The sequence below is a fragment of the Kitasatospora sp. NPDC093806 genome, assembly GCF_040683335.1.
GTDB lineage: Bacteria > Actinomycetota > Actinomycetes > Streptomycetales > Streptomycetaceae > Kitasatospora.
Window position 1 is genome coordinate 1 of sequence record NZ_JBFBDO010000071.1, and the last position, 22,458, is coordinate 22,458.

Sequence of the window (22,458 nt, forward strand, 5' to 3'; positions counted from 1 at the left end):
CGCGGGGCACCGCCGGTACGCGGGGCGCCGCCCGCTCCGGAGGCGCCTCGCGCGCCCCGCGCCGCAACGCCCCGCGCGTCGCCGAGGCCGCCGACTTCACCGTGGTCGAGGGCACCCCGCCCCGGCCCCCGGCGGCCAGCTTCGCCGAGCTGGAGCTGCCCAAGGCCATCCTCAGCGCGCTGACCCGCGAGGGCGTCACCGAGCCGTTCCCGATCCAGGCCGCCACGCTGCCCGACTCGATCGCCGGCCGCGACGTGCTCGGCCGCGGCCGCACCGGCTCCGGCAAGACCCTGGCCTTCGGCCTGCCGCTGCTCGCCCGCACCGCCGGCCGGCGCGCCGACGCCCGCCACCCGCTGGCGCTGGTCCTGACGCCGACCCGCGAGCTCGCCCAGCAGGTCACCGAGGCGCTCACCCCGTACGCCACCGCAGTCAACCTGCGGATCACCACCGTCGTCGGCGGCATGTCGATCAACCGGCAGGCCAACGCCGTGCGGCGGGGCACCGAGGTCCTGGTCGCCACCCCCGGCCGACTGGACGACCTGATCGGCCGCGGCGACGTCAACCTCTCCGACGTGCGGATCACCGTGCTGGACGAGGCCGACCAGATGGCCGACATGGGCTTCCTGCCGCAGGTCACCAAGCTGCTGGAGCAGGTCGCCGAGGGCGGGCAGCGGATGCTGTTCTCCGCCACCCTGGACCGCAACGTCGACCGGCTGGTCAAGCGCTTCCTGACCGACCCGGTCACCCATTCGGTCGACCCGTCGGCCGGCGCGGTCACCACCATGGACCACCACCTGCTCCAGCTGGAGCCGGCCGACAAGGCGTCCACCACCGCCCACATCGCCTCCCGCGACGGCCGCGTGATCATGTTCGTGCACACCAAGCACGGCGCCGACCGGCTGGCCAAGCAGCTGCTCGCCAACGGCGTGAAGGCCGCCGCCCTGCACGGCGGCAAGTCCCAGCCGCAGCGCAACCGGGTGCTCGACCAGTTCCGCGACGGCCTGGTCACCGCGCTGATCGCCACCAACGTGGCCGCCCGCGGCATCCACATCGACGGCCTCGACCTGGTCGTCAACGTCGACCCGCCGATCGACCACAAGGACTACCTGCACCGCGGCGGCCGCACCGCCCGGGCCGGCGAGTCCGGCACGGTCGTCACTCTCGTGCTGCCGGAGCAGCGCCGCGAGGTCAGCCGGCTGATGACGGTGGCCGGCATCCGCCCGACCACCACCAAGGTCCGCCCGGGCGACGTCGAGCTGGCCCGGATCACCGGCGCCCGCACCCCCAGCGGCGTCCCGGTCACCGTGGCCGTGCCCGTCCCCGCCGCGGCCCCGGCCGCGGACGGTGCCGCCAAGGCCTCGGGCGCCCCGCGCCGCCGCCCCGGCAAGCGCTCGACGCTGCCGACCGACGTCGACATCAACGGCAACCCGCGCCGCCCCCGCCCCAAGCAGCGCGTCGGCGGTGCCGGCGGCGGCGAGAACGGCGGGCGCCGCCAGGCGGCCGGCTTCATCGGCCGCTCCTCGGGCCGGCCCCAGGCCGGTACGGGCTCCAAGTCCGGCTCCAACTACGGCACCGGTCGCCAGCGCCGCAAGGCCGACTGACCGCACCCGCCCCGCGCCCGACGGCCCGGCACCCCTCGACGGAGGGGTGCCGGGCCGTTGTTGTTCCCGCCGGGCCGTTGTCATTCCGGCCGGATCGCCGAGCGCTCCGGCCTGCTCCGGCGTGCGCCGGACCGCACCGTATGCGCCCCCTCCGTGGACGGACCGTTGGCGTGATCTCCACCCCGCATTGTTGACCGTGGTCATGCCGCACCCGAAGCTTTCACACGGCCCGCACAACTGATGCATCGTCATCGCGATTCCCTGGCAAGCGGGCCGACCGGTTCCCCGTTCCCGGAAGGATCTTCCGATGCGTCGTACCGCCACACTGCTGGCCTCCGCCGTACTCGCCGGAGCGGCCGCGCTCGCCACCGCGCCGGCCGCCGGCGCCCAGACCGCGGCCCCGGCCGGCGCCCGGACCGCTGGTGCCCCGGCCGCGCAGGCCGCCGATCCGGCCGGCTGCAGCATCACCTACAACGCGTACGGTGCCACCGGTACCTGTACCAGCATGGACCCGAACCAGACCTGGATCGTCGGCGGCCTCTGTCACGGCTGGGACGGCACCAACCAGACCTGGACCGGGGCCATCAGCAGCGGGTGGGTGGCCGGTAACGGCACCGGCACCGCCGGCTGCATGGGCGCCCTGTCGACGCTCCAGCAGGCCTGGATCTCGCTCGGCTCCGCCGTCCCGGCCGGCCCGACCGGCCAGATCAGCGGCTACGCGAGCAAGTGCGTGGACGTGCGCGGCAACAACCGCGCCAACGGCACCCCGGTGCAGATCTGGGACTGCCTCGGCACCACCGGCCAGACCTGGAAGGTCGGCGTCGACGGCACCGTCCGCGCCCTCGGCAAGTGCCTGGACGTCCAGGGCGGCCGCACCGGCAACGCCACCCTGGTGCAGCTCTACGACTGCAACGGCACCGGCGCCCAGAAGTGGCAGGCCCGGGCCGACGGCTCGATCCTCAACCCGCAGTCCGGCCGCTGCCTGGACGACCTGGGCTTCGCCACGAACAACGGCAACCAGCTCGGCATCTGGGACTGCAACGGCGCCGCCAACCAGGTGTGGCACCTCCCCGCCTGACGGACCATCACCCTCACCTCGCTAGGAGCTTCCCCGTGCGTCGTATCGTCACGCTGCTCGCCACCGCCTTGATGGCCGTGGCCGCCGCGCTCACCACCGCACCGACCGCCGTCGCCCAGGCCGCCCAGGCCGCGCCGACCGCGCCGACCGTGCAGACCGTCAGCCCGAACGAGAACTGCACCGTCCGGCCCGAGGGGTACGGCTACCGCGGCACCTGTTCGGGCCTCGACCCGATGCAGACCTGGGTCCTCTCGATCTCCTGCTACAGCTACGACATGAACAACCCCGGGCTCCCGGTCCCCGGGCCGACCTGGCTCAGCTGGGCGGCCGGGAACACCAGCACCACCATCGGTTCGTGCCCCCAGTTCTCGTGGGGAGTGGGGATCAGTTTCGGCCCCGCGCCCGTGGCCGGAGCGACCGGTCAGATCACCGGCTACGTGAACAAGTGCCTGGACGTGCGCGGCGGCAGCACCAACAACGGCACCCCGGTCCAGATGTGGGACTGCCTCGGCAACGTCAACCAGACCTGGCGCGTCGGCGTCGACGGCACCATCCGCGCCGTCGGCAAGTGCCTCGACCCGCAGAGCGGTAACACCGGCAACGGCACGCCGGTGTGGATGTGGGACTGCAACGGCGCCATCAGCCAGCAATGGCGGGTCCGGGCCGACGGCGCGATCATCAACGTCAAGTCCGGCCGCGCCCTGGACGTCCGGGGCTACGACACCGCCAACGGTGCGATCGCGCAGCTCTGGGACTTCAACAACACCGCCAACCAGCTGTGGCACGCGCCCGCGTGACGAACGCGTCGGCCCCCTCGACCGGATCACCCTCACCCGTAAGGACATTCCGCATGCGTCGTACCGCCGCGCTGTTCGCCACCGCCCTGCTCGCCGGGGTCGCCGCCCTGACCACCGCCCCGGCCGCCGGTGCCGCCGGTGCCGCCGAGGCCCCGGTCGGCACCCAGGCCGCCCCGTCGACCCAGGCCGCCGTCCCCGCGGGCTGCACCCTCACCGAGGGCATGGGGGACGCCACCGGTACCTGCACGGGCATCAACCCGGCGCAGACCTGGCGGGTCAGCGCTCTGTGCTATGGCGTCGACGCCAACGGCTTCTTCAGGGTGACCGGGGCCGCGAGCAACGGGTGGGTGACCGGGAACGGCATCGGCCGCGCGTGGTGCGGCTACCTGGAGACGATCCAGCAGGCGGGGATCACCTTCGGTCCCACGCCCCCGTCCGGGCCGACCGGCCAGATCACCGGTCAGGCCGGCAAGTGCCTGGACGTGACCGGCGGCAGCAGCAACAACGGCACCCCGGTCCAGATGTGGGACTGCCTCGGCAACGTCAACCAGCGCTGGTGGATGGCCTCCGACGGCACCATCCGCGCCGTCGGCAAGTGCCTCGACCCGCAGAGCGGGAACACCGGCAACGGCACGTCGGTGTGGATGTGGGACTGCAACGGCGCCGTCAGTCAGCAATGGCGGGTCAGGGCCGACGGCGCGATCGTCAACGTCAAGTCCGGCCGCGCCCTGGACGTACGGAACTACGACACGGCCAACGGTGTGGCCGTGCAGCTCTGGGACTTCAACAACACGGCCAACCAGCTGTGGCACGTGCCCGCCTGACCGGTCGACCGCCCTCACCCCCAAGGAGATTCCCCGTGCGCCGTATCGTCACGTCGTTCGCCACCGCCCTGTTGGCCGGGGCCGCCGCGCTCAGCACCGCGCCGGCGGCCGGTGCCGCCGGTCTTGTCGAGACCCCCGCCGTGCAGGCCGCCAGTCCGGACCAGAACTGCACCGTCAAGCCCGACGGCCTGGTCTACCGCGGCACCTGCTCGGGCCTCGACCCGAGGCAGACCTGGCTCCTCTCGGCCACCTGCGCGAACTACGACTGGAACAACCCCGGGGTCCCGATCATCACGCCGGGCTACAGCAGCGACTGGGTCACCGGCAACACCAGCACCACCGCCTCGTGCGGCGGCGCGATGTTCGTCTGGTACATAGGCGTCGTCTTCGGCCCCAGGCCCGCGTGACGCGCATGGCAGCCCGGTCCACCGGAACACCATCCCACCCGAGGAGTTTCCGCATGCGTCGTACCGCCGCCCTGTTCGCGACCGCCCTGCTGGCCGGGGCCGCCGCGCTCACCGCCTCGCCGGCGGGTGCCGCGCCGTCCACCGGGGGCGCGCCGGCCGCCGAGTCCTCGAAGTCCAACGAGACGCTGGCCGCCGAGAACTGCTCCGTCACCTACAACGGCCTGAACGTCACCGGCACCTGCACGGGCCTCGACCCGTACCAGACCTGGGGCGTCGGGGGCTGGTGCACGGTCTGGGAGAACGGCTGGCAGGTCAGCAAGCCGCTCTGGAGCCCGACGGTCTCCGGTGACGGCAGCGTGACCGGCTACTGCATCCAGGGCGGGATACCGTCCTACGCCGCGATCGGCTTCGGCCCGCGGGTCCCGACCGGGCCGACCGGCCCGATCGTCGGGTACGGCAACAAGTGCGTCGGGGTGAAGGACGGCAACACCGCCAACGGCACCCCCGTCCAGATCTGGGACTGCCTCGGCAACACCGCCCAGAACTGGAAGATGGGCGCCGACGGCACCGTCCGCGCCCTCGGCAAGTGCCTGGACGTCCAGGGCGGCCGCACCGCCCAGGGCACCCCGGTGCAGGTCTACGACTGCAACGGGACCGGCGCCCAGCAGTGGCAGGCCCGCGCCGACGGCTCGCTGTACAACCCGCAGTCCGGCCGCTGCCTGGACGAGTACGCGTTCTCCGCCACCAACGGCGGTGCGATCGTCATCTGGGACTGCAACGGCTACGCCAACCAGGTCTGGCGCGTGCCGGCCTAGCCCAGCACGCCATGGGCCAGCACGGCGAGGCCGGCCGCGATCCGTTCGGGGGTGCGGCCGGCCTCGCGCTGGTGGCGGAAGAGCTCGGGGGCCAGCGGGGCGAGCAACTGGTCGGCCAGGACCTCCGGGTCCGGCCTGCCGGCCTGCCTGGCCAGATGGGCGACGTGCAGCCGCCAGAAGCCGTAGGCGCCGGTCCGGTAGCGGGCCGCGCCGGTCTCGGCGCCGAGCACCAGGTGGCTGTGCGTCTCCAGCAGCTCGACCATCGCCGCGTAGAAGGCGGCCAGGCGGTCGGCCGGGGCGGGGCCGGATTCCTCGGTCTCGCCCGGGCCGAGCGGTGGGGCGCCGCGCAGCAGCCGCTCCTGGAGGGCGCGCTCGTGCTCGTCGAGGAGGGCGCGGGCGATCGACGCCCGGTCCGGGTAGCGGCGGTAGAGCGTGCCGCGGCCGATGCCGGCGGCCTTGGCGATGTCGTCCATGGTGACGGCGGTCGGGTCGCCGGCGGCGAAGAGCCGTTCGGCGGCGGCGAGGACCTTGGCCCGGTTGCGGGCCGCGTCGGCCCGCTCGCGGGGCGGGGGGCCGTCGGCCAGGGGGAGTTCGGGCGTCATGGGACCAACGCTAGAGGGAAGTGGACACGCAGTCCACTTCCCTCTACCGTTTGGTGGGTCGGCAAGCGGACAGTGTGTCCACTTGCCCTTTCCCCGACCCGTGCCGTCCTCATCTGGGGGTTCACCGTGTCCCGACTCCTGCACCTCGACAGCAGTGCGCGCAGCGATTCCTTCTCCCGCCGCCTCGGCGCGGCCTTCGTCGGCGCCTGGCGCGAGGCCGGCGGCGGCGAGGTCACCCACCGCGACCTCGCCGCCGACCCCGTCCCGCCGATCCGTACGGGCTGGACCCGGATCTGCGACACCCTGCTGAGCGAGGGCATCACCGACATCGCGCGCTACGAGGAGGCCGTCCGCACCGGGGAGGAGCGCGCGGCGTGGGCGGTCGTCCGCCCCCTGCTCGACGAACTGGTCGCGGCCGACGTCGTGCTGATCGGCGCTCCCATGTACAACTTCGGCATCCCCGCCGCGCTCAAGGCCTGGATCGACCAGGTGACCTTCCCCAAGATGGTCCTCGCGCCCCGCAGGTTCGTGGTCGTCGCCGGTCGCGGCGGCGCCTACGGCCCCGGCACCCCGCGCGAGCCCTTCGACCACCACGGCCGCTACCTGCTCGACTTCTTCAACGGCCACTACGCCGTGGCGGACGGCGAGGTCGTCGCCGCCGAACTGGTCAACTCCCTGGTCGACCCCGCCCTCGCCGGGCGCCGCGACCAGCACGTCGACTCCTTCGCCGGCGCGCTGCGCCGGGCCGGGGAACTCGGCGCGGAGCTGGCCGGCCACCGCGTCCCGCGGGAGGGCTGACCGCCGTGCCGTGGATCTGGCTGCTGCTGGCCGGCGCGGTCGAGGTCGCCTGGGCCCAGTCCATCAAGCCGACCGAGGGCTTCACCCGCCCCGCGCCGACCGCCCTCTGCCTCGCCCTCATGTTCGGCGCGGCCTACCTGCTCTCCCTCGCCCTCCGGGACCTCCCGGTCGGCACCACCTACGCCGTCTTCACCGGCATCGGCACCCTCGGCACGGTCCTGACCGCCCTCGCCCTCCGTCACGAGACCCCACCCCCGGCCGCCCTCCTCGGCCTCACCCTCATCACCGCCGGCGTCCTCACCATCCACCTCACCGGTCAGGCCCACTGACGCCGGGTCCCGGTTTCCCGGGACGGCGCGCGACGCTACCGCGCGCCGGTCGCCTGCGCTTGCGCGCCTCGCCCGATCGAGTGAGACGAGGTGGCCGAGTGCAATGCGTTTGCAACACGCTTCCTGTCGTGCATAGTGAGATCTACTGGACCGACCGGTCCGAGGACCACATCGCCAGGCACGGGGTGACACCCGACGAGGTGGAGCAGGTCGTGTTCACCCGGCCGAGATGGCTCAGCTCCGGGCGCGACGGTTCGACGCTCTGCCTCGGCGTGACGGATGCCGGGCGTCACCTGTTGGTGGTGTTGGTTGCGAGCACGGCAGTGGAATCCAGCTGGTACTGCGCCACGGCGCGGGACATGACCGGCTCCGAGCGGCGCTTGTTCCTCAAGCGGACGAGTTGAGGGTGGCAGATGACTGACAACGGTGCGGACCTCGAGGCGTTGGCCGAGTACTACGAGACGCACGAGCTGACCGAGGACGAGATCATGGCGGCCGAGCCGGTGGAGCCGGTGCCCGTGGAGTCGGTGATGATCACGACCTCGCTCCGGCTGCCCAAGCCCGTGATGGACGAGGTGCGGCGACGGGCGCAGGCCCGTGGTGTGAAGCCGACGGCGATCATGAGGGAATGGATCGAGGCGGCCGTGGCGGACCAGGATGTCGTGGTGCCGCTCAGCGTGATCACCGCGGCGGTCGCGGAGTACCAGCACCGCAAGGCGTCTTGACGGCTCAGGCGGTGAGGGCGGCCCGGGGTGCGGCCGCGGCTGTGTGGGCCTCGGTGTAGCGGTGGAGGAGGAGGTGGGCGAGTTCGGGGGTGGGGGCGAGGACGTCGGCGAGGTGGTCGGCGGCGGTGGCGGCCCCGGCGATGCGGTCGGGGAGGCGGCCGGGGGCGAGGAGGTAGGGGGCAACGGCGGTGCGGGTGGCGCCCGCCGCGCGGAGGGCGGCGAGGGCTTCGGGGACGCGGGGGCCGCCGGCGGAGGCGTAGGCGACCTCGACGGCGGCCCAGCCGCGGGTGCGGCGCCATTCGGCCGCGACGGCGCGGGTGGCGGCGTCGGCGGCCGGGTCGGAGGAGCCGGCCGCGGCGAGGACGACGCCGGTGCGGGCCCGGACGGCGGGGGAGGAGACGTCCAGCCCCGCCTCCCCGAGCCGCCGGTCGAGTGCGTCGAGGAGGAGCGGGGACGGGCCGAGGACGTCCGCCACCGGGAGGGAGAGGCCGGCGGCGCGGAGGGCGGCGGGGATGTCGTGCTTGGCGTGGAAGGCCCGGTTGAGCAGCAGCGGGACGGCCACCGCGTGCGGGCCGAGGCGGCCGGCGACCTGCGGGATGCCGGGGGCGCAGTGGTCCAGGTAGGCGGTCGCGACGTCGAGGTCCGGGCGCAGCGCGCGGATCTGCCCGACCAGGGCGGCGACGGTGGCGGCGTGCCGGGGGTCGCGGCTGCCGTGGGCGATCAGCAGCAGGGCGGGGCTGCCCGCCGCCACCGGGGTGGCGGGGGCGGCGGGCAGCCGGCGTGCGGACATGGGCGGGGTCGGCCTTACTTGACGGCGGCCAGCAGGCCGCGGTTGCGCAGGACGCGGCGCTCGACCGGGGTGAAGACGAGCAGTTCGATGGCGATGCCGACGAACAGGATGAGGATGATGCCGAGCAGGACGCCCGCCATGTCGGAGAACTCGCGCTGGTTCTCCAGGTACCGGCCGAGGCCGAGGCCCAGGTCGGGGGAGGAGGCGACGAGTTCGGCGGCCATCAGCGAGCGCCAGGAGAAGGCCCAGCCCTGCTTGAGGCCGGCCAGGTAGCCGGGCAGGGCGGCGGGTATGAGGATGTGCCGGGCGCCGGTGAGGCCGGTGGCGCCGATGGTGCGGCCGGCGCGCAGGAACAGCGGCGGCACCTGGTCGATGCCGGCGACCAGGCCGTTGGCGATGGACGGGACGGCGCCGAGCAGGATGACCGCGTACATCATCGAGTCGTTGATGCCGAGCCAGATGACGGCGGCGGGCACCCAGGCGACCGAGGGCAGCGACTGGAGGCCGGAGAGGACCGGTCCGAGCGCCGCGCGGACCGGCTTGACCCGGGCGACGAGCAGGCCGATCGGGGTGCCGATGACGAGGGCGACCAGGAAGCCGGACAGGCCGCGCCAGACGCTGGTCCAGATGATCGAGAACAGCGTCCCGGCGCTCCAGAGGTCCCCGGCGGCCCGCCAGACGTCGGCGGGGCTGGGGAGCTTGTACGCGGTGGTGAGGTGGAGGCTGTAGGCGCCCTGCCAGAGGGCGAGCACCAGGACGACGCCGAGCAGCGGCGGCAGCGCCTTCTGCCGGAGCGTCTCGGCGAGCGAGCTGCGCTGGGCGGTGACGGCGTCCAGCACGTCGAGGCCGGCGCCGACGTCGGCGGTGTCGGTCGTGAGGGTCTTGACCAGGTCGGGTGCGGTGTCAGTGCTGGCCATGGCGACGGATCTCCCCACGCAGTTCTTCGGTGATCTCGATGGACAGGTCGGCGACACCGGTGGACTCGATGCGGCGCGGCTGCGGCAGGTCGATCCGCCATTCGCGGGCGACCCGGCCGGGGCGGGAGGAGAGCAGGACGACGCGTTCGGCGAGCCGGACGGCCTCCCGCACGTTGTGGGTGACGAACAGGACGGTGAGCTTCCGCTCGGCCCAGATCCGGGTGATCTCGTCGTGCAGGACGTCGCGGGTGATGGCGTCGAGGGCGGCGAACGGCTCGTCCATCAGCAGTACGGAGCTGCCCTGGGCGAGCGCGCGGGCCATCGCGACGCGCTGGCGCATGCCGCCGGACAGCTCGTGCACGCGCTTGCCGTAGGAGCCGTGCAGGCGGACGAGTTCGAGCAGCCGCTCGGCCTCGGCCCGCCGGTCGGCGCGCGGGACGCCGGCGAGCTTGAGGGCGAGTTCGATGTTCTTGCCGGCGGTGAGCCAGGGGAACAGCGCGTGTTCCTGGAACATCAGCGCGGGGCGTCCCCCGGGGACCTCGATGCTGCCCGCGGTGGGCGCGTCGAGGCCGGCGACCAGGTTGAGCAGGGTGGACTTGCCGCAGCCCGAGGCGCCGAGCAGGGTGACGAACTCGCCCGGCGCGACGTCGAGGGTGATGTCGTCCAGGACGTGCGTCTGCGCGCCGGGACGGCCGAAGGTCTTGTGCACGTGCGAGAGCCGGACGGCGGGGGCGCCGTCGCGGGTGCCGACGCCGGTGGCGTCGTCCGAGGTGGTCAGTGCCGGGGACATCCGGGCACCTCCTGCGTGGTGTGGTCTGGCCTGTGGCGTTCGGGAGCTGGGGCCGGGGTCCGGGCCCCGCCAGGCCCGTGCTCGGGGCATCGAGCGGGCAATCGACTGGGCATCGACCGGGCTGGCGGGGGGCCGGACCGCGGGGTTCGGGTGCGTGGCCGCGACGGGGCGGCCGTGCTGGGCGCGGCCGCGCGTCGGCGGCCGCGGGCGCTACTTGGCGCCGAGTCCGGCGTCCGCGACGGGGCTCTGGCCCTTCTCCTTGAGCACCTTGTTGAGCAGGGTGAGGTCGTAGATCCCGTTCAGGTTGGGCTTCTTGAGCAGGCCGGCGGTGACGGCGTGGTCGGCCTCGGCCTGCAGGGTGGCGGCCAGCGGGTCGTCCAGGAAGTCGATGTCGGCCCAGGCCGGGTCGAGGACGGCCGGCTCCAGGGCGTTGCCGGCCTCCTTCTTGATGGCCTCGTTGGCGGTGGCCTTGGCCTTGTCCGGGTTGGCCTTGATGTAGGCGTTGGTGGTCACCGAACCGCGCAGCACGGCCTCGACGACGTCGGGGTGCTCGGCGAGGAACTTCTGCGAGACGATGATGTTGGTGATCACGAACTTCTTGTCCGGCCAGACGTCCTTCTCGTTGAGCAGGACCTTCGCGCCGAGGGTGACCAGCTTGGACGCGGTGGGCTCGGGGACCCAGGCGCCGTCGATGGAGCCCTGCTTGTAGGCGTCCGGGGTGACCTTGTTGTCCGAGCGGACCACGCTGACGTCGCCGGCGCCGGAGGACGCGTCGACCTTGTAGCCCTTGCCGGCCAGGTAGTTGAGCAGCGCCACGTCCTGGGTGTTGCCCAGCTGCGGGGTGGCGATCTTCTTGCCCTTGAGGTCGTCCAGCGAGGTGATCTTCTCGGGGTTGACCACGAGCTTGACGCCGCCGGAGGCCGAACCGCCGATGATCTTCAGCGACTTGCCCTCGGACTTGGTGAAGCCGTTGATCGCCGGGGAGGGGCCGATCCAGCCGATGTCGATCGAGCCGGCGTTGAGCGCCTCGATCTCGGCCGGGCCCGCGTTGAAGACCTGGGTCTTGATCTGGGTGGCGCCCAGCTCCTTCTGGAGGATGCCCTCCTGGAGGCCGACCAGCGGGGTGCCGTGGGTCAGGTTGGCGAAGTAGCCGATCTTCACCGTGTCGGCGGAGAGCTTGGCGGCGGAGGCGGAGTCACCGGCCGGAGCGGCGGCCGGCTTGTTGTCCTCGCTCTTCGAGCCGTAGCCGCAGGCGGAGAGCAGCCCGGCGGCGGTGACGACGGCGGCGGCCGCGGCGGCCGCGCGTCTGATCCGGCCGCCGCGGGGGCGCTCGGAGGTATGGGGGATCCCGGTGTTGACTGCCATCGGAGTCGTCCTGTTCGTGGGAAGGAAGGGCGGAAGTGGTGCTCGCGGCATCGGATTGCCGGGCAGGCCGGGCTGTCCGGGAAGGACGGCCCGGTGACAGGAGACGGAGCTCCTGTCAGCCTCCACATCGCGTCAGGCCGCCCTGGCCACTGCCGAGGACGCCGCTGCCGATGCGGCCGCCTTCCTTGTCCATGCCCGAGAACGCCTCGCTGGGCATCAGACCCAGTCCTCCTCTTCGGATGCGTCGGGTGCGTCGGTGGTGCGTACGGTCTCGAAGGCCTCGCCCGCCATGCCGGCGGTGAGGGTGGTGCCGTCGGCCGGGTCGATCAGCAGGAACGATCCGGTCCGGCGGTTGTCGGAGTAGCCGTCGAGGGCCAGCGGCTCGGCGGTGCGCAGCACCACGTGGCCGATGTCGTTGACGTTCAACCCCTCGGCGCCGGAGCGCTGTTCGAGGGTGTCGATGTCGATCCGGTAGGTGATCTCCTTGACGAGCGCGCGGACGGTGCGGGTGGTGTGCTTGAGCAGCACCTTGTCGCCGGCCCGCAGCGGGCGCTCGTAGAGGTGGCTGACGGTGGCCTCGATGTCCTTGGTGGGGACGGGGACGGAGCCGGCCGCGATGAGGTCGCCGCGGGAGATGTCGAGGTCGTCGGCGAGCCGGACGGTCACCGACTGGGGGGCCCAGGCGATGTCGGTCTCCCGGCCGAGCGCGTCGATCCCGGCGACGGTGGTGGTGTGGCCCGAGGGCAGCACCGTCACCGGGTCGCCGACCCGCAGCACGCCGGAGGCCAGCTGGCCCGCGTAGCCGCGGTAGTCGGGGTGCTCCTCGGTCTGCGGGCGGATCACGTACTGGACCGGGAAGCGGGCGGGCTCGACGCTCGGGTCGCTGCCCACCGGCACCGTCTCCAGGTGCTCCAGCAGGGTCGGGCCGCCGTACCAGTCCATGTGCGCGGACGGCTCGACGACGTTGTCCCCGGCGAGCGCGGAGATCGGCACCGCGACGACGTCCTTGACGCCGAGCGAGGCCGCGTAGGCGGTGAACTCGGCGGCGATGGCGGCGAAGACCGGCTCCGCGTACTCGACCAGGTCCATCTTGTTGACGGCGAGCACGACGTGCGGCACCCGCAGCAGCGCGGCGACGGCGGCGTGCCGGCGGGTCTGCTCGACCACGCCGTTGCGGGCGTCGACCAGGACCACGGCGAGCTCGGCGGTGGAGGCGCCGGTGACCATGTTCCGGGTGTACTGCACGTGGCCCGGGGTGTCGGCGAGGATGAACCGCCGCCGGGGGGTGGCGAAGTAGCGGTAGGCGACGTCGATGGTGATGCCCTGCTCGCGCTCGGCGCGCAGGCCGTCGGTGAGCAGCGCGAGGTCCGGCGCCTCCTGGCCGCGGTTGCGGGAGGCGTGCTCGACGGCCTCCAGCTGGTCGGCGAGCACCGACTTGGAGTCGTGCAGCAGCCGGCCGACCAGGGTGGACTTGCCGTCGTCGACGGAGCCGGCGGTGGCGAACCGCAGCAGGGAGGTGGCGGTGGCCTCTTGGGTGGTGTCGGCCTGGGTGGTGCTCATTAGAAGTATCCCTCGCGCTTGCGGTCTTCCATCGCGGCCTCGGAGAGCTTGTCGTCGGCGCGGGTGGCGCCGCGCTCGGTGAGGCGGCTGGCGGCGATCTCGGCGATGACGGCCTGGATGGTGCTGGCGTCGGAGTCGACGGCGCCGGTGCAGGACATGTCACCGACGGTGCGGTAGCGGATCAGCCGCCGCTCGACGGGCTCGTTCTCCTTGGGGCCGCCCCACTCGCCGGCGGTCAGCCACATGCCGCTGCGGGCGAAGACGTCGCGCTCGTGGGCGTAGTAGATCTCCGGGAGCTCGATGTTCTCCCGCTCGATGTACTGCCAGACGTCCAGCTCGGTCCAGTTGGACAGCGGGAAGACGCGCACGTGCTCGCCGACCGCGTGCCGGCCGTTGTACAGCGACCACAGCTCGGGGCGCTGGCGGCGCGGGTCCCAGGCGCCGAACTCGTCGCGCAGCGAGAAGACGCGCTCCTTGGCCCGGGCCTTCTCCTCGTCGCGGCGGCCGCCGCCGAAGACGGCGTCGAAGCGGTTGGTCTCGATGGCGTCCAGCAGCGGCACCGTCTGCAGCGGGTTGCGGGTGCCGTCGGGGCGCTCGCGCAGCCGGCCGTCGTCGATGAAGTCCTGGACGTGGGCGACGTGCAGGCGCAGGTTGTGCTCGGCGGCCACGCGGTCCCGGTAGGCGATGACCTCGGGGAAGTTGTGGCCGGTGTCGACGTGCAGCAGCGAGAACGGGACGGCGGCCGGCCAGAAGGCCTTGAGCGCCAGGTGCAGCATGACGATGGAGTCCTTGCCGCCGGAGAACAGGATCACCGGGCGTTCGAACTCCCCCGCGACCTCGCGGAAGATGTGCACCGACTCGGCCTCCAGCGCGTCCAGGTGGGACAGCGCGAAGGGGGTGTCGCCGGTGTGGACCGGGCGGTCGGTCACGGTGCTCATACGAGGCCCCTCTCGGTCAGGAAGGCGTGCAGCTCGGCGGCGGACTCGGCCACCGCGCGGCCCTGCGTCTGCAGGCGCAGCTCCGGGTTCTCCGGGGCCTCGTACGGGTCGTCGACGCCGGTCAGGCCGGAGAGCTCGCCGGCCGCCTGCTTCGCGTACAGCCCCTTGACGTCGCGCTCGGCGCACAGCTCGACCGGGGTCGCGACGTGGATCTCCAGGAACTCGGTGCCGTGGGCGCCGTGCCGCTCGCGCACGGCGGCGCGGGAGTCGGCGTAGGGGGCGATCACCGGGGCGAGCACCTTGACGCCGTTGGCGGCGAGCTTCTCGGCGACGAAGCCGATCCGGGTGACGTTGGTGTGCCGGTCCTCGCGGGTGAAGCCGAGGCCCTTGGAGAGGAACTCGCGGATCTCGTCGCCGTCCAGGACCTCGACCTTGTGGCCCTCGGCGCGCAGCCGCTCGGCCAGGGCGAAGGCGAGCGTGGTCTTGCCCGCGCTCGGCAGCCCGGTCAGCCACACGGTGGCGCCGCGCTCGCAGGGGGCGGCCGCGGGGGCCGCCTCTGCGGCTCCGTCGGCGGCCAGGGTGTCGGCTGTCGTCACGGTGGGGTCTCCAGAGGGGTGTTGACGGTGGTTCGGGGTGGTGCGGGGTCCTGCGGGGTGGTGCTCGTGCGGTGGTCTCGTGCGGTGGTTCAGAGGTGGATGCCGCACTCGGTCTTGCCGGAGCCGGACCAGCGGCCGGACCGGGCGTCCTCGCCCTCGCCCGGCTTGCGGGTGCAGGAGAGCGGGGAGCAGCCGATGGACGTGTACCCCTCCCACAGCAGCGGGTTGAGCAGCACGCCGTTGGCGTTGACGTAGGCGTCCACATCCTCCTGCGTCCAGCGGGCGATCGGCGCGAGCTTGACCTTGCGGCGCTTCGCGTCCCAGGCGACCACCGGGGTGTTCGCCCGGGTCGGCGACTCGTCGCGGCGCAGCCCGGTGGCCCAGGCGTCGTACCCGCCGAGGCCGCGGTTCAGCGGCTCGACCTTCCGCAGCGAGCAGCACAGGTCCGGGTCGCGGTCGTGCAGCTCCGGCCCGTACCGCGCGTCCTGCTCGGCCACGGTCAGCGTCGGGGTGAGCGTGATGACGTTGACCGGCATGGTCGCCGCCACCGCGTCCCGGGTGCCGATGGTCTCCGGGAAGTGGTAGCCGGTGTCCAGGAAGACCACGTCCACGCCGGGGAACACCGAGGAGGCGAGGTGGGCGACGACCGCGTCCTCCATCGAGGAGGTGACGCAGAAGCGCTTGCCGAAGGTGTCGGCGGCCCACCGCAGGATCTCCTGCGGGGTGGCCTCCTCCAGCTCCAGCGCGGCCCTGGTCGCGAGCTCCTCGTGGTCAGTGGTCGTGCCGGTCACCCTGGCCACCCCCGTTGGTCGACGCCCCGCCGGTCGGTGCTCCGTTGGTCGAAGCCCCGCCGGTCGGTGCTCCGTTGGTCGGCGACAGCAGGCCGAGGAACTTCAGCTGGAAGGCCCGGCGGCAGCCGTGGCACTCCCAGGCGCCGTGTCCGGCCTCGGACGGGCGCAGGTCCTCGTCCCCGCAGTACGGGCAGAAGAACGGTGCGGCGCGCTCGCTCACGACAGCTGCTCCTCACTGGCCCGGGCGGCCCACTGGGCGAAGCGCTCGCCCTCGGCGCGGTCGGCCCGGTAGCGGGTCAGCACGCGCTCGACGTAGTCCGGCAGGCCGTCCTTGGTGACCTTGAGGCCGCGGACCTTGCGGCCGAAGCCGGCCTCCAGGCCGAGCGCGCCGCCCAGGTGCACCTGGTAGCCCTCGACCTGGTTGCCCTGGTCGTCGGTCACCAGCTGGCCCTTGAGACCGATGTCCGCGACCTGGATGCGGGCGCAGGCGTTCGGGCAGCCGTTGATGTTGATGGTCAGCGGCTCCTCGAAGTCGGGCAGCCGCTGCTCCAGCTCGTCGATCAGGGTGCGCCCGCGCTCCTTGGTCTCGACGATGGCGAGCTTGCAGTACTCGATGCCGGTGCAGGCCATGGTGCCGCGGCGGAACGGCGAGGGGGTGACCCGCAGGTCGAGCGCCTCCAGGCCGGCCACCAGCGATTCGACCCGCTCCTCGGCGACGTCGAGGACCAGCATCTTCTGCTCGGCGGTGGTGCGCAGCCGGTCGCTGCCGTGCGCCTCGGCGAGGTCGGCGATCCGGCCGAGCAGCGCGCCGTCGACCCGGCCGACCCGCGGGGCGAAGCCGACGTAGTAGTTGCCGTCCTTCTGCCGGTGCACGCCGACGTGGTCGCGCCAGCGGCCGGCCGGCTCCTGCGGGGCGGGGCCGTCGATGAGCTGGTACTTGAGGTACTCGTCCTCCAGCACCTGGCGGAACTTCTCCACGCCCCAGTCGGCGATCAGGAACTTCAGCCGGGCGCGGTTGCGCAGCCGGCGGTAGCCGTAGTCGCGGAAGATGCCGATGACGCCGCCGTAGACGTCGGCGACCTCGTCGAGCGGGACCCACGCGCCGAGCCGGACGCCCAGCTTGGGGTTGGTGGAGAGGCCGCCGCCGACCCAGAGGTCGAAGCCGGGGCCGTGCTCCGGGTGGACCACGCCGACGAAGGCGACGTCGTTGATCTCGTGCGCGACGTCCAGCTGCGGGGAGCCGGAGACGGCGGACTTGAACTTGCGCGGCAGGTTGGAGAAGTCGGGGTTGCCGATGAAGCGGCGCTGGATCTCGTCGATGGCGGGGGTGCCGTCGATGATCTCGTCCTCGGCGATGCCGGCCACCGGGGAGCCGAGGATGACGCGCGGGGTGTCGCCGCAGGCCTCGGTGGTGGAGAGGCCGACGGCCTCCAGCTTCTGCCAGATCGCCGGGACGTCCTCGATCCGGATCCAGTGGTACTGGATGTTCTGCCGGTCGGTCAGGTCGGCGGTGTTGCGGCCGTACTGCTCGGAGACCTCGGCGACGGCGCGCAGCTGGGCGACGGTCAGCCGGCCGCCGTCGATCCGGACCCGGAGCATGAAGAACTCGGCGTCGAGCTCGTGCGGGTCGAGGATCGCGGTCTTGCCGCCGTCGATGCCCTCCTTGCGCTGGGTGTACAGACCCCACCAGCGCATCCGGCCGCGCAGGTCGGCCGGGTCGATCGAGTCGAAGCCCCGGTGCGCGTAGATCGTCTCAATACGTGTCCGCACATTGAGACCGTCGTCGTCCTTCTTGAACTGCTCGTTGGCGTTCAGAGGAGTGAAGTGGCCCATGCCCCACTGGCCCTCGCCGCGGTGACGGGTCACCTTGCGCGCCGCGGCGGGGCGGCGCTCGGGGGCGCGGTCGGCCGTGGGCTCGGCGCTCTCGGGAGTGGTGGCCATGGTGAAGTCCTTCGGGGCAGGTGGCTCTGACGCCGGGTGGGTCGCTGGGCGGGCTCGGCCCGGCGGGACTGCTGTGACCTGCGGTTTTCTCAGGACTTGAGACGCAGGGAGCGGTGGCCGGGCAGGCGTCCCGCGCATCCGCTTCGGCGGGGACGGCGGGGAGGTGGCGCCGGGGGCGGTGGGACGGCGGAGTGAGGCTCAGGTCACCGGACAGATGGCGCTGGACACGCGAAGGAGATCGACGTGCAGTCGACCTACTAGGGTGGCTCCGGCGCTTGGCATGGCAAGAGATTCGCACGGCGCACGACTCGCGGTCCACTAACGTCCGTATTCTGGACGCCAGAGTTTCGAATGACGAGATGCCCGAGCGTTCCGGCCGCTCCCGGAATCGCTCCCCGGATCGCTCCCCGGATCCCTTGCCGAAACGCTCGGGGAATCGCTCCGTGAACCGCGGCCTGCGGCGGGCCCGTGCCGGGTCCCCAGCAGGTCCCGATACCGTTACCCCTGTGCAAGCAGCAGGCGAAACGACGAGACCGAACCCCGAGCGGCCCTCCCGTCGTCGGGGCAAGGGATCCCGGCGGGCGGCCAAGCAGATCACCTGGCGGACCACCGCCTGGGCCCTGGTCAAGGACACCACCAACACCTGCGTCGAGTACCGGGTCACCGGGCTCGCCGCGGAGGCGGCGTTCTTCACCCTCCTCTCCATCCCGCCGCTGCTGCTCTGCCTGGCCGGCACGCTCGGCTACCTGGACGACTTCCTCGGCGCGGGCACCATCGACAAGCTCAAGGCCGACATCGTCAAGGCGGCCGGGACGGTCCTCTCGGACTCCTCCATCACCGAGGTGGTCCAGCCGCTGCTGCGGCAGGTCTTCGACCAGACCAGACCCGACCTGATCTCGATCGGCTTCCTGCTGTCGCTCTGGTCCGGCTCCCGGGCGCTCTACATCTTCATCGACACCATCACCGTGATGTACGGGCTCGACGGCAAGCGCGGCATCGTCAAGACGAGGCTGATGTCGCTCGGCCTCTACCTCGGCGCGCTGGTCATCGGCTCGCTGGTGCTGCCGCTGCTGATGGCCGGGCCGGGGCTGGTGACCAACGCCGTCCCGGAGAGCGCGGCGCTGATCAACGCCGCCTACTGGCCGTTCGCGATCCTGCTGCTGATCGTCTCGCTGACCACCCTCTACCACCTCGCGGTGCCGGTCTCCACGCCCTGGCGGGAGGACATCCCGGGAGCGCTCGTGGCGCTGGTGGTGCTGGTCTTCTGCAGCGTCGCGCTCCGCCTCTACCTGGTCAGCTCGATCGAGGGCCACTCGGTCTACGGCTCGCTGGCCGCGCCGGTGGCGGTGCTGCTCTGGATCTTCGTGGTGGCGCTCGCGGTGCTCATCGGCGCCGCGATGAACGCCGCCATAGACCGCCGCTGGCCCACCCTGGAGACCGCCGACGCCCGCGCCGAGAACGAGCGCGCGCACGAGGAGGCGGCCGCCGCCGTGGTCCGCGAGGTGGCCGCCCGGCGCGCCGTCGAACGGGCCCGCCGGGCGCGCGAGCTGGGCCTCGCCGAGGGCGGCGAGGAGGAGTACTGGGAGGACGAGGGCGACGACCTCGACGTGCCCTCCGAGTACCCCGAGCGGTGGGCCGACGTGCTCGCCGCCGACAACCTCCGCGGCCGGCTCGGCGCGCGCGGGGGCGGCCCGCACCACCGGCCCACCCCGCCGCCGCCGGACAGCGACCGGCCGACCGCGCCGCCGCCGGAGTACCCGCTGCCCAGCCACCCGCCGCGGCCGCCGTGGGACCAGCGCTGAGGCCTTGTCCTCGCGGGTGAATCCGCAGGTGAAAAACCTGTTGGCAGGGCGGAACGGGTTGGCTACGGTGTGAGCAGTCCGGTTCGGGCGGCGTCGTCGCCGGCCCGAGGAGAGAAAGCAGGAGGTGAGTCCCATGGCCACGACTGTCATGACGGCTGCCCTGGGCAGCGCCCGCATCCACCTCTCCCTGCCGGCCGCCGGCTGACGTAGCCCTTTCGCGCGTGCAGCCGAGCCCTGGCGGGATCACTTTCCTCCCGAAGGGCCCACTGCGTTGTCCAACGCTGCCTCCGTTTCCGTCTCTTCTCCTTCCTCCATTTCCTCCATCTCCGCCTCGGACGATGTCTTCTCGCTGACCGGCTACGGCTGGACGGCCGAGCTCGCCGAGCTGTTCGCGCCGTTCGCCGCGGCCGGGCTGGTCCCGGCCCGGATCGTCCGGGTCGACCGCGGCCAGTGCGACGCCGTCCTGGTCGACCCCGAGAGCGGTGACCTGCGCACCGTCCGGGCCGACACCCGGCAGGTCGGCGACGCCGACATGATCAACTGCCCGTGCACCGGGGACTGGGCCGCCGTCGACCTCTCGGCCGGCCTGCCCATGCCCGCCGTCGTGGCCCTGCTGCCGCGCTCCACCGCGATCATCCGCAAGGTCGCGGGCAAGCGCTCCGACGGCCAGGTGCTCGCCGCCAACGTCGACACCGTGGTGGTCGCCGCCTCGCTCGCCGCCGAGCCCGACCTCGGCCGGATCGAGCGCTTCCTCGCCCTCGCCTGGGAGTCCGGCGCCGAGCCGCTGGTCGCCCTCACCAAGGCCGACCTGGTCGACGACGCCGACTTCATCCGGGCCGACGTCGAGGCCGCCGCGCCCGGGGTCACCGTCCTGGTGGTCAGCGCCGAGACCGGCGAGGGGATCGACGTGCTGCGCGCCTGCACGCCCGGCACCACCGCCGTGCTCGGCCAGTCCGGCGTCGGCAAGTCCACCCTCACCAACGTGCTGGCCGGGGCCGACGTGATGGCCGTCCAGGAGGCCCGCTCCGGCGACCAGAAGGGCCGGCACACCACGACCACCCGCGAGCTCGTCCCGCTGCCCGGCGGCGGGGTGCTGATCGACACCCCCGGCCTGCGCGAGGTCGGCCTCTACGGTGGCGAGGGCGTCGCGCTGGCCTTCGCCGACATCGAGGAGCTGGCCGAGGAGTGCCGCTTCCACGACTGCCACCACGAGAGCGAGCCCGGCTGCGCGGTGCGGGCCGCGCTGGCCGACGGCACCCTCCCGGAGCGGCGGATGGAGAGCTACCGCAAGCTCCAGCGGGAGAACGAGTGGATCGCCTCCCGCTCGGACGCCCGGCTCGCCACGGCCCGGGTGAAGAAGTGGAAGACCATCACCAAGACGATGCGCGCGGCGGGAGGCACCGTGAAGTGGTGACTCCCGCTCAGGTGAGCGGTCGGCGCTCCGTGGGGTGGTGGCCCGCCTCGGGCAGCCGGCCGGTCCGGATCAGCTCCGCGTACCAGTGCGCGCTCGACTTGGGCGTGCGGCGCAGGCTCGCGAAGTCCACGTGGACGATGCCGAACCGCTTCGAGTAGCCGTACGCCCACTCGAAGTTGTCCAGCAGGGACCAGAGGAAGTACCCGCGCACCGGGGTGCCGTCCGCGATCGCCCGGCGGACGGCGTCCAGGTGGCCGTGCAGATAGGCGATCCGCTCCGGGTCGTGCACGGCGCCGGTCGCGTCCGGGCGGTCCTCGTAGGCGGCGCCGTTCTCGGTCACCAGCAGCGGCAGTCCGGGCAGCTCGGTGCGCAGCCGGCTCAGCAGCCGGTACAGCCCGTCCGGGTCCACCGGCCAGCCCATCGCCGTCCGGGGGCCGGCGGCGGGGTGGAACCGGATGCCCTCGTCGGCCGGCCAGGGCGAGCGCTCGCCGCCGCCGTGGCCGTCCTCGCGCGGGCCCTCGGCCGGGGTGTGGTCCGGGGCCGTCGGCTGCTCGGCGGAGACCACGGTGGGCGTGTAGTAGTTGAGGCCGAGCGCGTCCAGCGGCCGGGCGATCGCGGTGAGGTCGCCGTCGCGGACGAACGCCCAGTCGGTGAGGTGCGCGGTGTCGGCGAGCACGTCGGCGGGGTAGCGGCCGTGGAAGACCGGGTCCAGGAAGATCCGGTTCGCCAGGCCGTCGATCCGCCGTGCCGCGTCCCGGTCCGCCGGGTCGTCGGTGCGCGCGCGGACGTCGGCGAGGTTGAGCGTCAGCGACACCTCGGCCCCGGCGGGCAGTGCCGCGCGCAGTGCCCCGACGGCCAGCCCGTGGGCCAGCAGCAGGTGGTGGTGGGCGGTCAGCGCGGCCACCGGATCGGCCCGGCCGGGGGCGTGCACGCCGCTGCCGTAACCGAGGAAGGCGCTGCACCAGGGCTCGTTCAGGGTGGTCCAGGACGTGACCCGGTCGCCGAGCCGGCCCGCCGCCAGGGCGGCGAACTCGGCGAAGCGGTGCGCGGTCGACCGGGTCGTCCAGCCGCCCGCGTCCTCCAGCGGCTGCGGCAGGTCCCAGTGGTAGAGGGTGACGACCGGCGTGATGCCGTGCGCGAGCAGCTCGTCCACCAGCCGGTCGTAGAAGTCCAGGCCGGCCCGGTTGGCCGGGCCGCTGCCGCCCGGCCGCACCCGGGGCCAGGCGAGCGAGAACCGGTAGGCGTCGAGGCCCAGCCCGGCCATCAGCGCGACGTCCTCGCGGTAGCGGTGGTAGTGGTCGGTGGCCACGTCGCCGGTGTCGCCGTCGTGCACCCGGCCGGGGGTGCGGCAGAAGGTGTCCCAGACGGAGGGCGTACGGCCGTCCTCGGCGGCGGCGCCTTCCACCTGGTAGGCGGCGGTGGCGGCGCCCCAGCGGAAACCGGGCGGGAAGGCGGGCGTCGGGGTGGGCGTCTTCGTGGCCGGCGTCGCGGGCGTCGGGTTCGTCATCGGTGCCTCCGGGGGGAGCGGTGGCGGACTGCTCCGGAGGCTGCCGCCCGCCGCCGCACCCGTCAAGGGCG

At 73.0% G+C, this 22,458-nt stretch carries 25 protein-coding genes; 12 read left to right on the forward strand and 13 right to left on the reverse strand.

Going from position 1 to position 22,458, the window contains the following annotated elements:
• Positions 1-101: 101 nt before the first annotated feature.
• From AB0N76_RS27160 to AB0N76_RS27185, 6 genes are all read left to right on the forward strand, one after another.
• Positions 102-1,601, forward strand: a complete 1,500-nt coding sequence (locus tag AB0N76_RS27160; RefSeq protein WP_363561385.1) for a DEAD/DEAH box helicase — start codon at positions 102-104, stop codon at positions 1,599-1,601.
• A 307-nt stretch (positions 1,602-1,908) separates the two neighbouring features.
• Positions 1,909-2,679, forward strand: a complete 771-nt coding sequence (locus tag AB0N76_RS27165) for a ricin-type beta-trefoil lectin domain protein (RefSeq protein WP_363561309.1) — start codon at positions 1,909-1,911, stop codon at positions 2,677-2,679.
• A 35-nt stretch (positions 2,680-2,714) separates the two neighbouring features.
• The gene (locus AB0N76_RS27170) at positions 2,715-3,476 is read left to right on the forward strand and encodes a ricin-type beta-trefoil lectin domain protein (protein ID WP_363561311.1); all 762 of its coding nucleotides are present in this window, start codon (positions 2,715-2,717) and stop codon (positions 3,474-3,476) included.
• 53 nt (positions 3,477-3,529) lie between these two features.
• The gene (locus AB0N76_RS27175) at positions 3,530-4,300 is read left to right on the forward strand and encodes a ricin-type beta-trefoil lectin domain protein (protein WP_363561313.1); all 771 of its coding nucleotides are present in this window, start codon (positions 3,530-3,532) and stop codon (positions 4,298-4,300) included.
• Positions 4,301-4,335: 35 nt separating this feature from the next.
• Entirely contained in the window at positions 4,336-4,707 is a 372-nt protein-coding gene (locus AB0N76_RS27180) for a hypothetical protein (RefSeq protein ID WP_363561315.1), read from the forward strand.
• Between the two features lie 53 nt (positions 4,708-4,760).
• Positions 4,761-5,522: a ricin-type beta-trefoil lectin domain protein gene (locus tag AB0N76_RS27185; RefSeq protein ID WP_363561317.1), complete on the forward strand. Its 762-nt coding sequence runs from the start codon at positions 4,761-4,763 to the stop codon at positions 5,520-5,522.
• On the opposite strand, the gene AB0N76_RS27190 is transcribed toward AB0N76_RS27185, so the two are convergent.
• On the reverse strand, positions 5,519-6,124 hold the full coding sequence (locus tag AB0N76_RS27190; RefSeq protein WP_363561319.1) for a TetR family transcriptional regulator: 606 nt from the start codon (positions 6,122-6,124) through the stop codon (positions 5,519-5,521). The genes AB0N76_RS27185 and AB0N76_RS27190 overlap by 4 nt on opposite strands.
• Before the next feature lie 126 nt (positions 6,125-6,250).
• On the opposite strand from AB0N76_RS27190, the gene AB0N76_RS27195 reads away from it, so the two are divergent.
• The 4 genes from AB0N76_RS27195 to AB0N76_RS27210 all read left to right on the forward strand — a co-directional run bounded on the left by AB0N76_RS27195 (position 6,251) and on the right by AB0N76_RS27210 (position 7,976).
• Complete coding sequence (locus tag AB0N76_RS27195; protein ID WP_363561321.1) at positions 6,251-6,922, forward strand: NAD(P)H-dependent oxidoreductase; 672 nt, start codon at positions 6,251-6,253, stop codon at positions 6,920-6,922.
• Positions 6,923-6,927: 5 nt separating this feature from the next.
• The gene (locus AB0N76_RS27200) at positions 6,928-7,251 is read left to right on the forward strand and encodes a multidrug efflux SMR transporter (RefSeq protein WP_363561323.1); all 324 of its coding nucleotides are present in this window, start codon (positions 6,928-6,930) and stop codon (positions 7,249-7,251) included.
• A 128-nt stretch (positions 7,252-7,379) separates the two neighbouring features.
• On the forward strand, positions 7,380-7,655 hold the full coding sequence (locus AB0N76_RS27205; protein ID WP_363561325.1) for a hypothetical protein: 276 nt from the start codon (positions 7,380-7,382) through the stop codon (positions 7,653-7,655).
• Positions 7,656-7,664: 9 nt separating this feature from the next.
• Positions 7,665-7,976 carry a CopG family antitoxin gene (locus AB0N76_RS27210; protein ID WP_363561327.1) on the forward strand — a complete coding sequence of 104 codons (312 nt, stop codon included), beginning with the start codon at positions 7,665-7,667 and terminating at the stop codon, positions 7,974-7,976.
• Positions 7,977-7,980: 4 nt separating this feature from the next.
• Here AB0N76_RS27210 and AB0N76_RS27215 read toward each other — a convergent pair whose 3' ends face one another.
• The 11 genes from AB0N76_RS27215 to AB0N76_RS27265 all read right to left on the reverse strand — a co-directional run bounded on the left by AB0N76_RS27215 (position 7,981) and on the right by AB0N76_RS27265 (position 17,946).
• A complete protein-coding gene (locus tag AB0N76_RS27215) occupies positions 7,981-8,766 on the reverse strand; it encodes a sirohydrochlorin chelatase (RefSeq protein ID WP_363561329.1) in 786 nt (261 codons plus the stop codon).
• 14 nt (positions 8,767-8,780) lie between these two features.
• Positions 8,781-9,683: an ABC transporter permease gene (locus AB0N76_RS27220; RefSeq protein ID WP_363561331.1), complete on the reverse strand. Its 903-nt coding sequence runs from the start codon at positions 9,681-9,683 to the stop codon at positions 8,781-8,783.
• The gene (locus AB0N76_RS27225) at positions 9,670-10,473 is read right to left on the reverse strand and encodes an ABC transporter ATP-binding protein (RefSeq protein ID WP_363561333.1); all 804 of its coding nucleotides are present in this window, start codon (positions 10,471-10,473) and stop codon (positions 9,670-9,672) included. Before AB0N76_RS27225 ends, AB0N76_RS27220 begins: the two co-directional genes overlap by 14 nt.
• Before the next feature lie 210 nt (positions 10,474-10,683).
• The gene (locus tag AB0N76_RS27230) at positions 10,684-11,838 is read right to left on the reverse strand and encodes an aliphatic sulfonate ABC transporter substrate-binding protein (protein ID WP_363561335.1); all 1,155 of its coding nucleotides are present in this window, start codon (positions 11,836-11,838) and stop codon (positions 10,684-10,686) included.
• A gap of 216 nt (positions 11,839-12,054) precedes the next feature.
• Positions 12,055-13,398, reverse strand: coding sequence for a GTP-binding protein (locus AB0N76_RS27235; protein WP_363561337.1), 1,344 nt, complete (start codon positions 13,396-13,398; stop codon positions 12,055-12,057).
• On the reverse strand, positions 13,398-14,336 hold the full coding sequence (gene cysD / locus AB0N76_RS27240) for a sulfate adenylyltransferase subunit CysD (RefSeq protein WP_363561339.1): 939 nt from the start codon (positions 14,334-14,336) through the stop codon (positions 13,398-13,400). The genes AB0N76_RS27235 and cysD overlap by 1 nt, the downstream gene beginning before the upstream one ends.
• On the reverse strand, positions 14,333-14,914 hold the full coding sequence (gene cysC / locus AB0N76_RS27245; protein ID WP_363561387.1) for an adenylyl-sulfate kinase: 582 nt from the start codon (positions 14,912-14,914) through the stop codon (positions 14,333-14,335). Before cysC ends, cysD begins: the two co-directional genes overlap by 4 nt.
• Positions 14,915-15,021: 107 nt before the next feature.
• Positions 15,022-15,723 (reverse strand): phosphoadenylyl-sulfate reductase, encoded by a 702-nt coding sequence (locus tag AB0N76_RS27250; protein ID WP_363561341.1) that lies wholly within the window; start codon positions 15,721-15,723, stop codon positions 15,022-15,024.
• Positions 15,704-15,943: a hypothetical protein gene (locus AB0N76_RS27255; protein WP_363561343.1), complete on the reverse strand. Its 240-nt coding sequence runs from the start codon at positions 15,941-15,943 to the stop codon at positions 15,704-15,706. Before AB0N76_RS27255 ends, AB0N76_RS27250 begins: the two co-directional genes overlap by 20 nt.
• The gene (locus AB0N76_RS27260; protein ID WP_363561345.1) at positions 15,940-17,664 is read right to left on the reverse strand and encodes a nitrite/sulfite reductase; all 1,725 of its coding nucleotides are present in this window, start codon (positions 17,662-17,664) and stop codon (positions 15,940-15,942) included. Before AB0N76_RS27260 ends, AB0N76_RS27255 begins: the two co-directional genes overlap by 4 nt.
• 198 nt (positions 17,665-17,862) lie before the next feature.
• The gene (locus AB0N76_RS27265; protein WP_317634116.1) at positions 17,863-17,946 is read right to left on the reverse strand and encodes a putative leader peptide; all 84 of its coding nucleotides are present in this window, start codon (positions 17,944-17,946) and stop codon (positions 17,863-17,865) included.
• A gap of 224 nt (positions 17,947-18,170) precedes the next feature.
• Between AB0N76_RS27265 and AB0N76_RS27270 the strand changes: the two genes are divergently transcribed.
• Positions 18,171-19,466, forward strand: a complete 1,296-nt coding sequence (locus tag AB0N76_RS27270) for a YihY/virulence factor BrkB family protein (protein ID WP_363561347.1) — start codon at positions 18,171-18,173, stop codon at positions 19,464-19,466.
• A gap of 349 nt (positions 19,467-19,815) precedes the next feature.
• Positions 19,816-20,880 (forward strand): ribosome small subunit-dependent GTPase A, encoded by a 1,065-nt coding sequence (rsgA, locus tag AB0N76_RS27275; protein WP_363561389.1) that lies wholly within the window; start codon positions 19,816-19,818, stop codon positions 20,878-20,880.
• 7 nt (positions 20,881-20,887) lie between these two features.
• On the opposite strand, the gene AB0N76_RS27280 is transcribed toward rsgA, so the two are convergent.
• A complete protein-coding gene (locus tag AB0N76_RS27280; protein WP_363561349.1) occupies positions 20,888-22,387 on the reverse strand; it encodes a family 1 glycosylhydrolase in 1,500 nt (499 codons plus the stop codon).
• Positions 22,388-22,458 lie beyond the last annotated feature (71 nt).

What these genes read in the sequence shown, in the direction of transcription:
- AB0N76_RS27220 (WP_363561331.1), bottom strand. Translation starts at nt 9,683, where the DNA reads ATGGCCAGCACTGACACCGCACCCGACCTGGTCAAGACCCTCACGACC.
- AB0N76_RS27280 (WP_363561349.1), bottom strand. Translation starts at nt 22,387, where the DNA reads ATGACGAACCCGACGCCCGCGACGCCGGCCACGAAGACGCCCACCCCG.
- AB0N76_RS27260 (WP_363561345.1), bottom strand. Translation starts at nt 17,664, where the DNA reads ATGGCCACCACTCCCGAGAGCGCCGAGCCCACGGCCGACCGCGCCCCC.
- AB0N76_RS27210 (WP_363561327.1), top strand. Translation starts at nt 7,665, where the DNA reads ATGACTGACAACGGTGCGGACCTCGAGGCGTTGGCCGAGTACTACGAG.
- cysD (WP_363561339.1), bottom strand. Translation starts at nt 14,336, where the DNA reads ATGAGCACCGTGACCGACCGCCCGGTCCACACCGGCGACACCCCCTTC.
- AB0N76_RS27190 (WP_363561319.1), bottom strand. Translation starts at nt 6,124, where the DNA reads ATGACGCCCGAACTCCCCCTGGCCGACGGCCCCCCGCCCCGCGAGCGG.
- AB0N76_RS27165 (WP_363561309.1), top strand. Translation starts at nt 1,909, where the DNA reads ATGCGTCGTACCGCCACACTGCTGGCCTCCGCCGTACTCGCCGGAGCG.
- AB0N76_RS27215 (WP_363561329.1), bottom strand. Translation starts at nt 8,766, where the DNA reads ATGTCCGCACGCCGGCTGCCCGCCGCCCCCGCCACCCCGGTGGCGGCG.
- AB0N76_RS27225 (WP_363561333.1), bottom strand. Translation starts at nt 10,473, where the DNA reads ATGTCCCCGGCACTGACCACCTCGGACGACGCCACCGGCGTCGGCACC.
- AB0N76_RS27230 (WP_363561335.1), bottom strand. Translation starts at nt 11,838, where the DNA reads ATGGCAGTCAACACCGGGATCCCCCATACCTCCGAGCGCCCCCGCGGC.
- AB0N76_RS27185 (WP_363561317.1), top strand. Translation starts at nt 4,761, where the DNA reads ATGCGTCGTACCGCCGCCCTGTTCGCGACCGCCCTGCTGGCCGGGGCC.
- AB0N76_RS27175 (WP_363561313.1), top strand. Translation starts at nt 3,530, where the DNA reads ATGCGTCGTACCGCCGCGCTGTTCGCCACCGCCCTGCTCGCCGGGGTC.
- AB0N76_RS27265 (WP_317634116.1), bottom strand. Translation starts at nt 17,946, where the DNA reads ATGCCAAGCGCCGGAGCCACCCTAGTAGGTCGACTGCACGTCGATCTC.
- AB0N76_RS27235 (WP_363561337.1), bottom strand. Translation starts at nt 13,398, where the DNA reads ATGAGCACCACCCAGGCCGACACCACCCAAGAGGCCACCGCCACCTCC.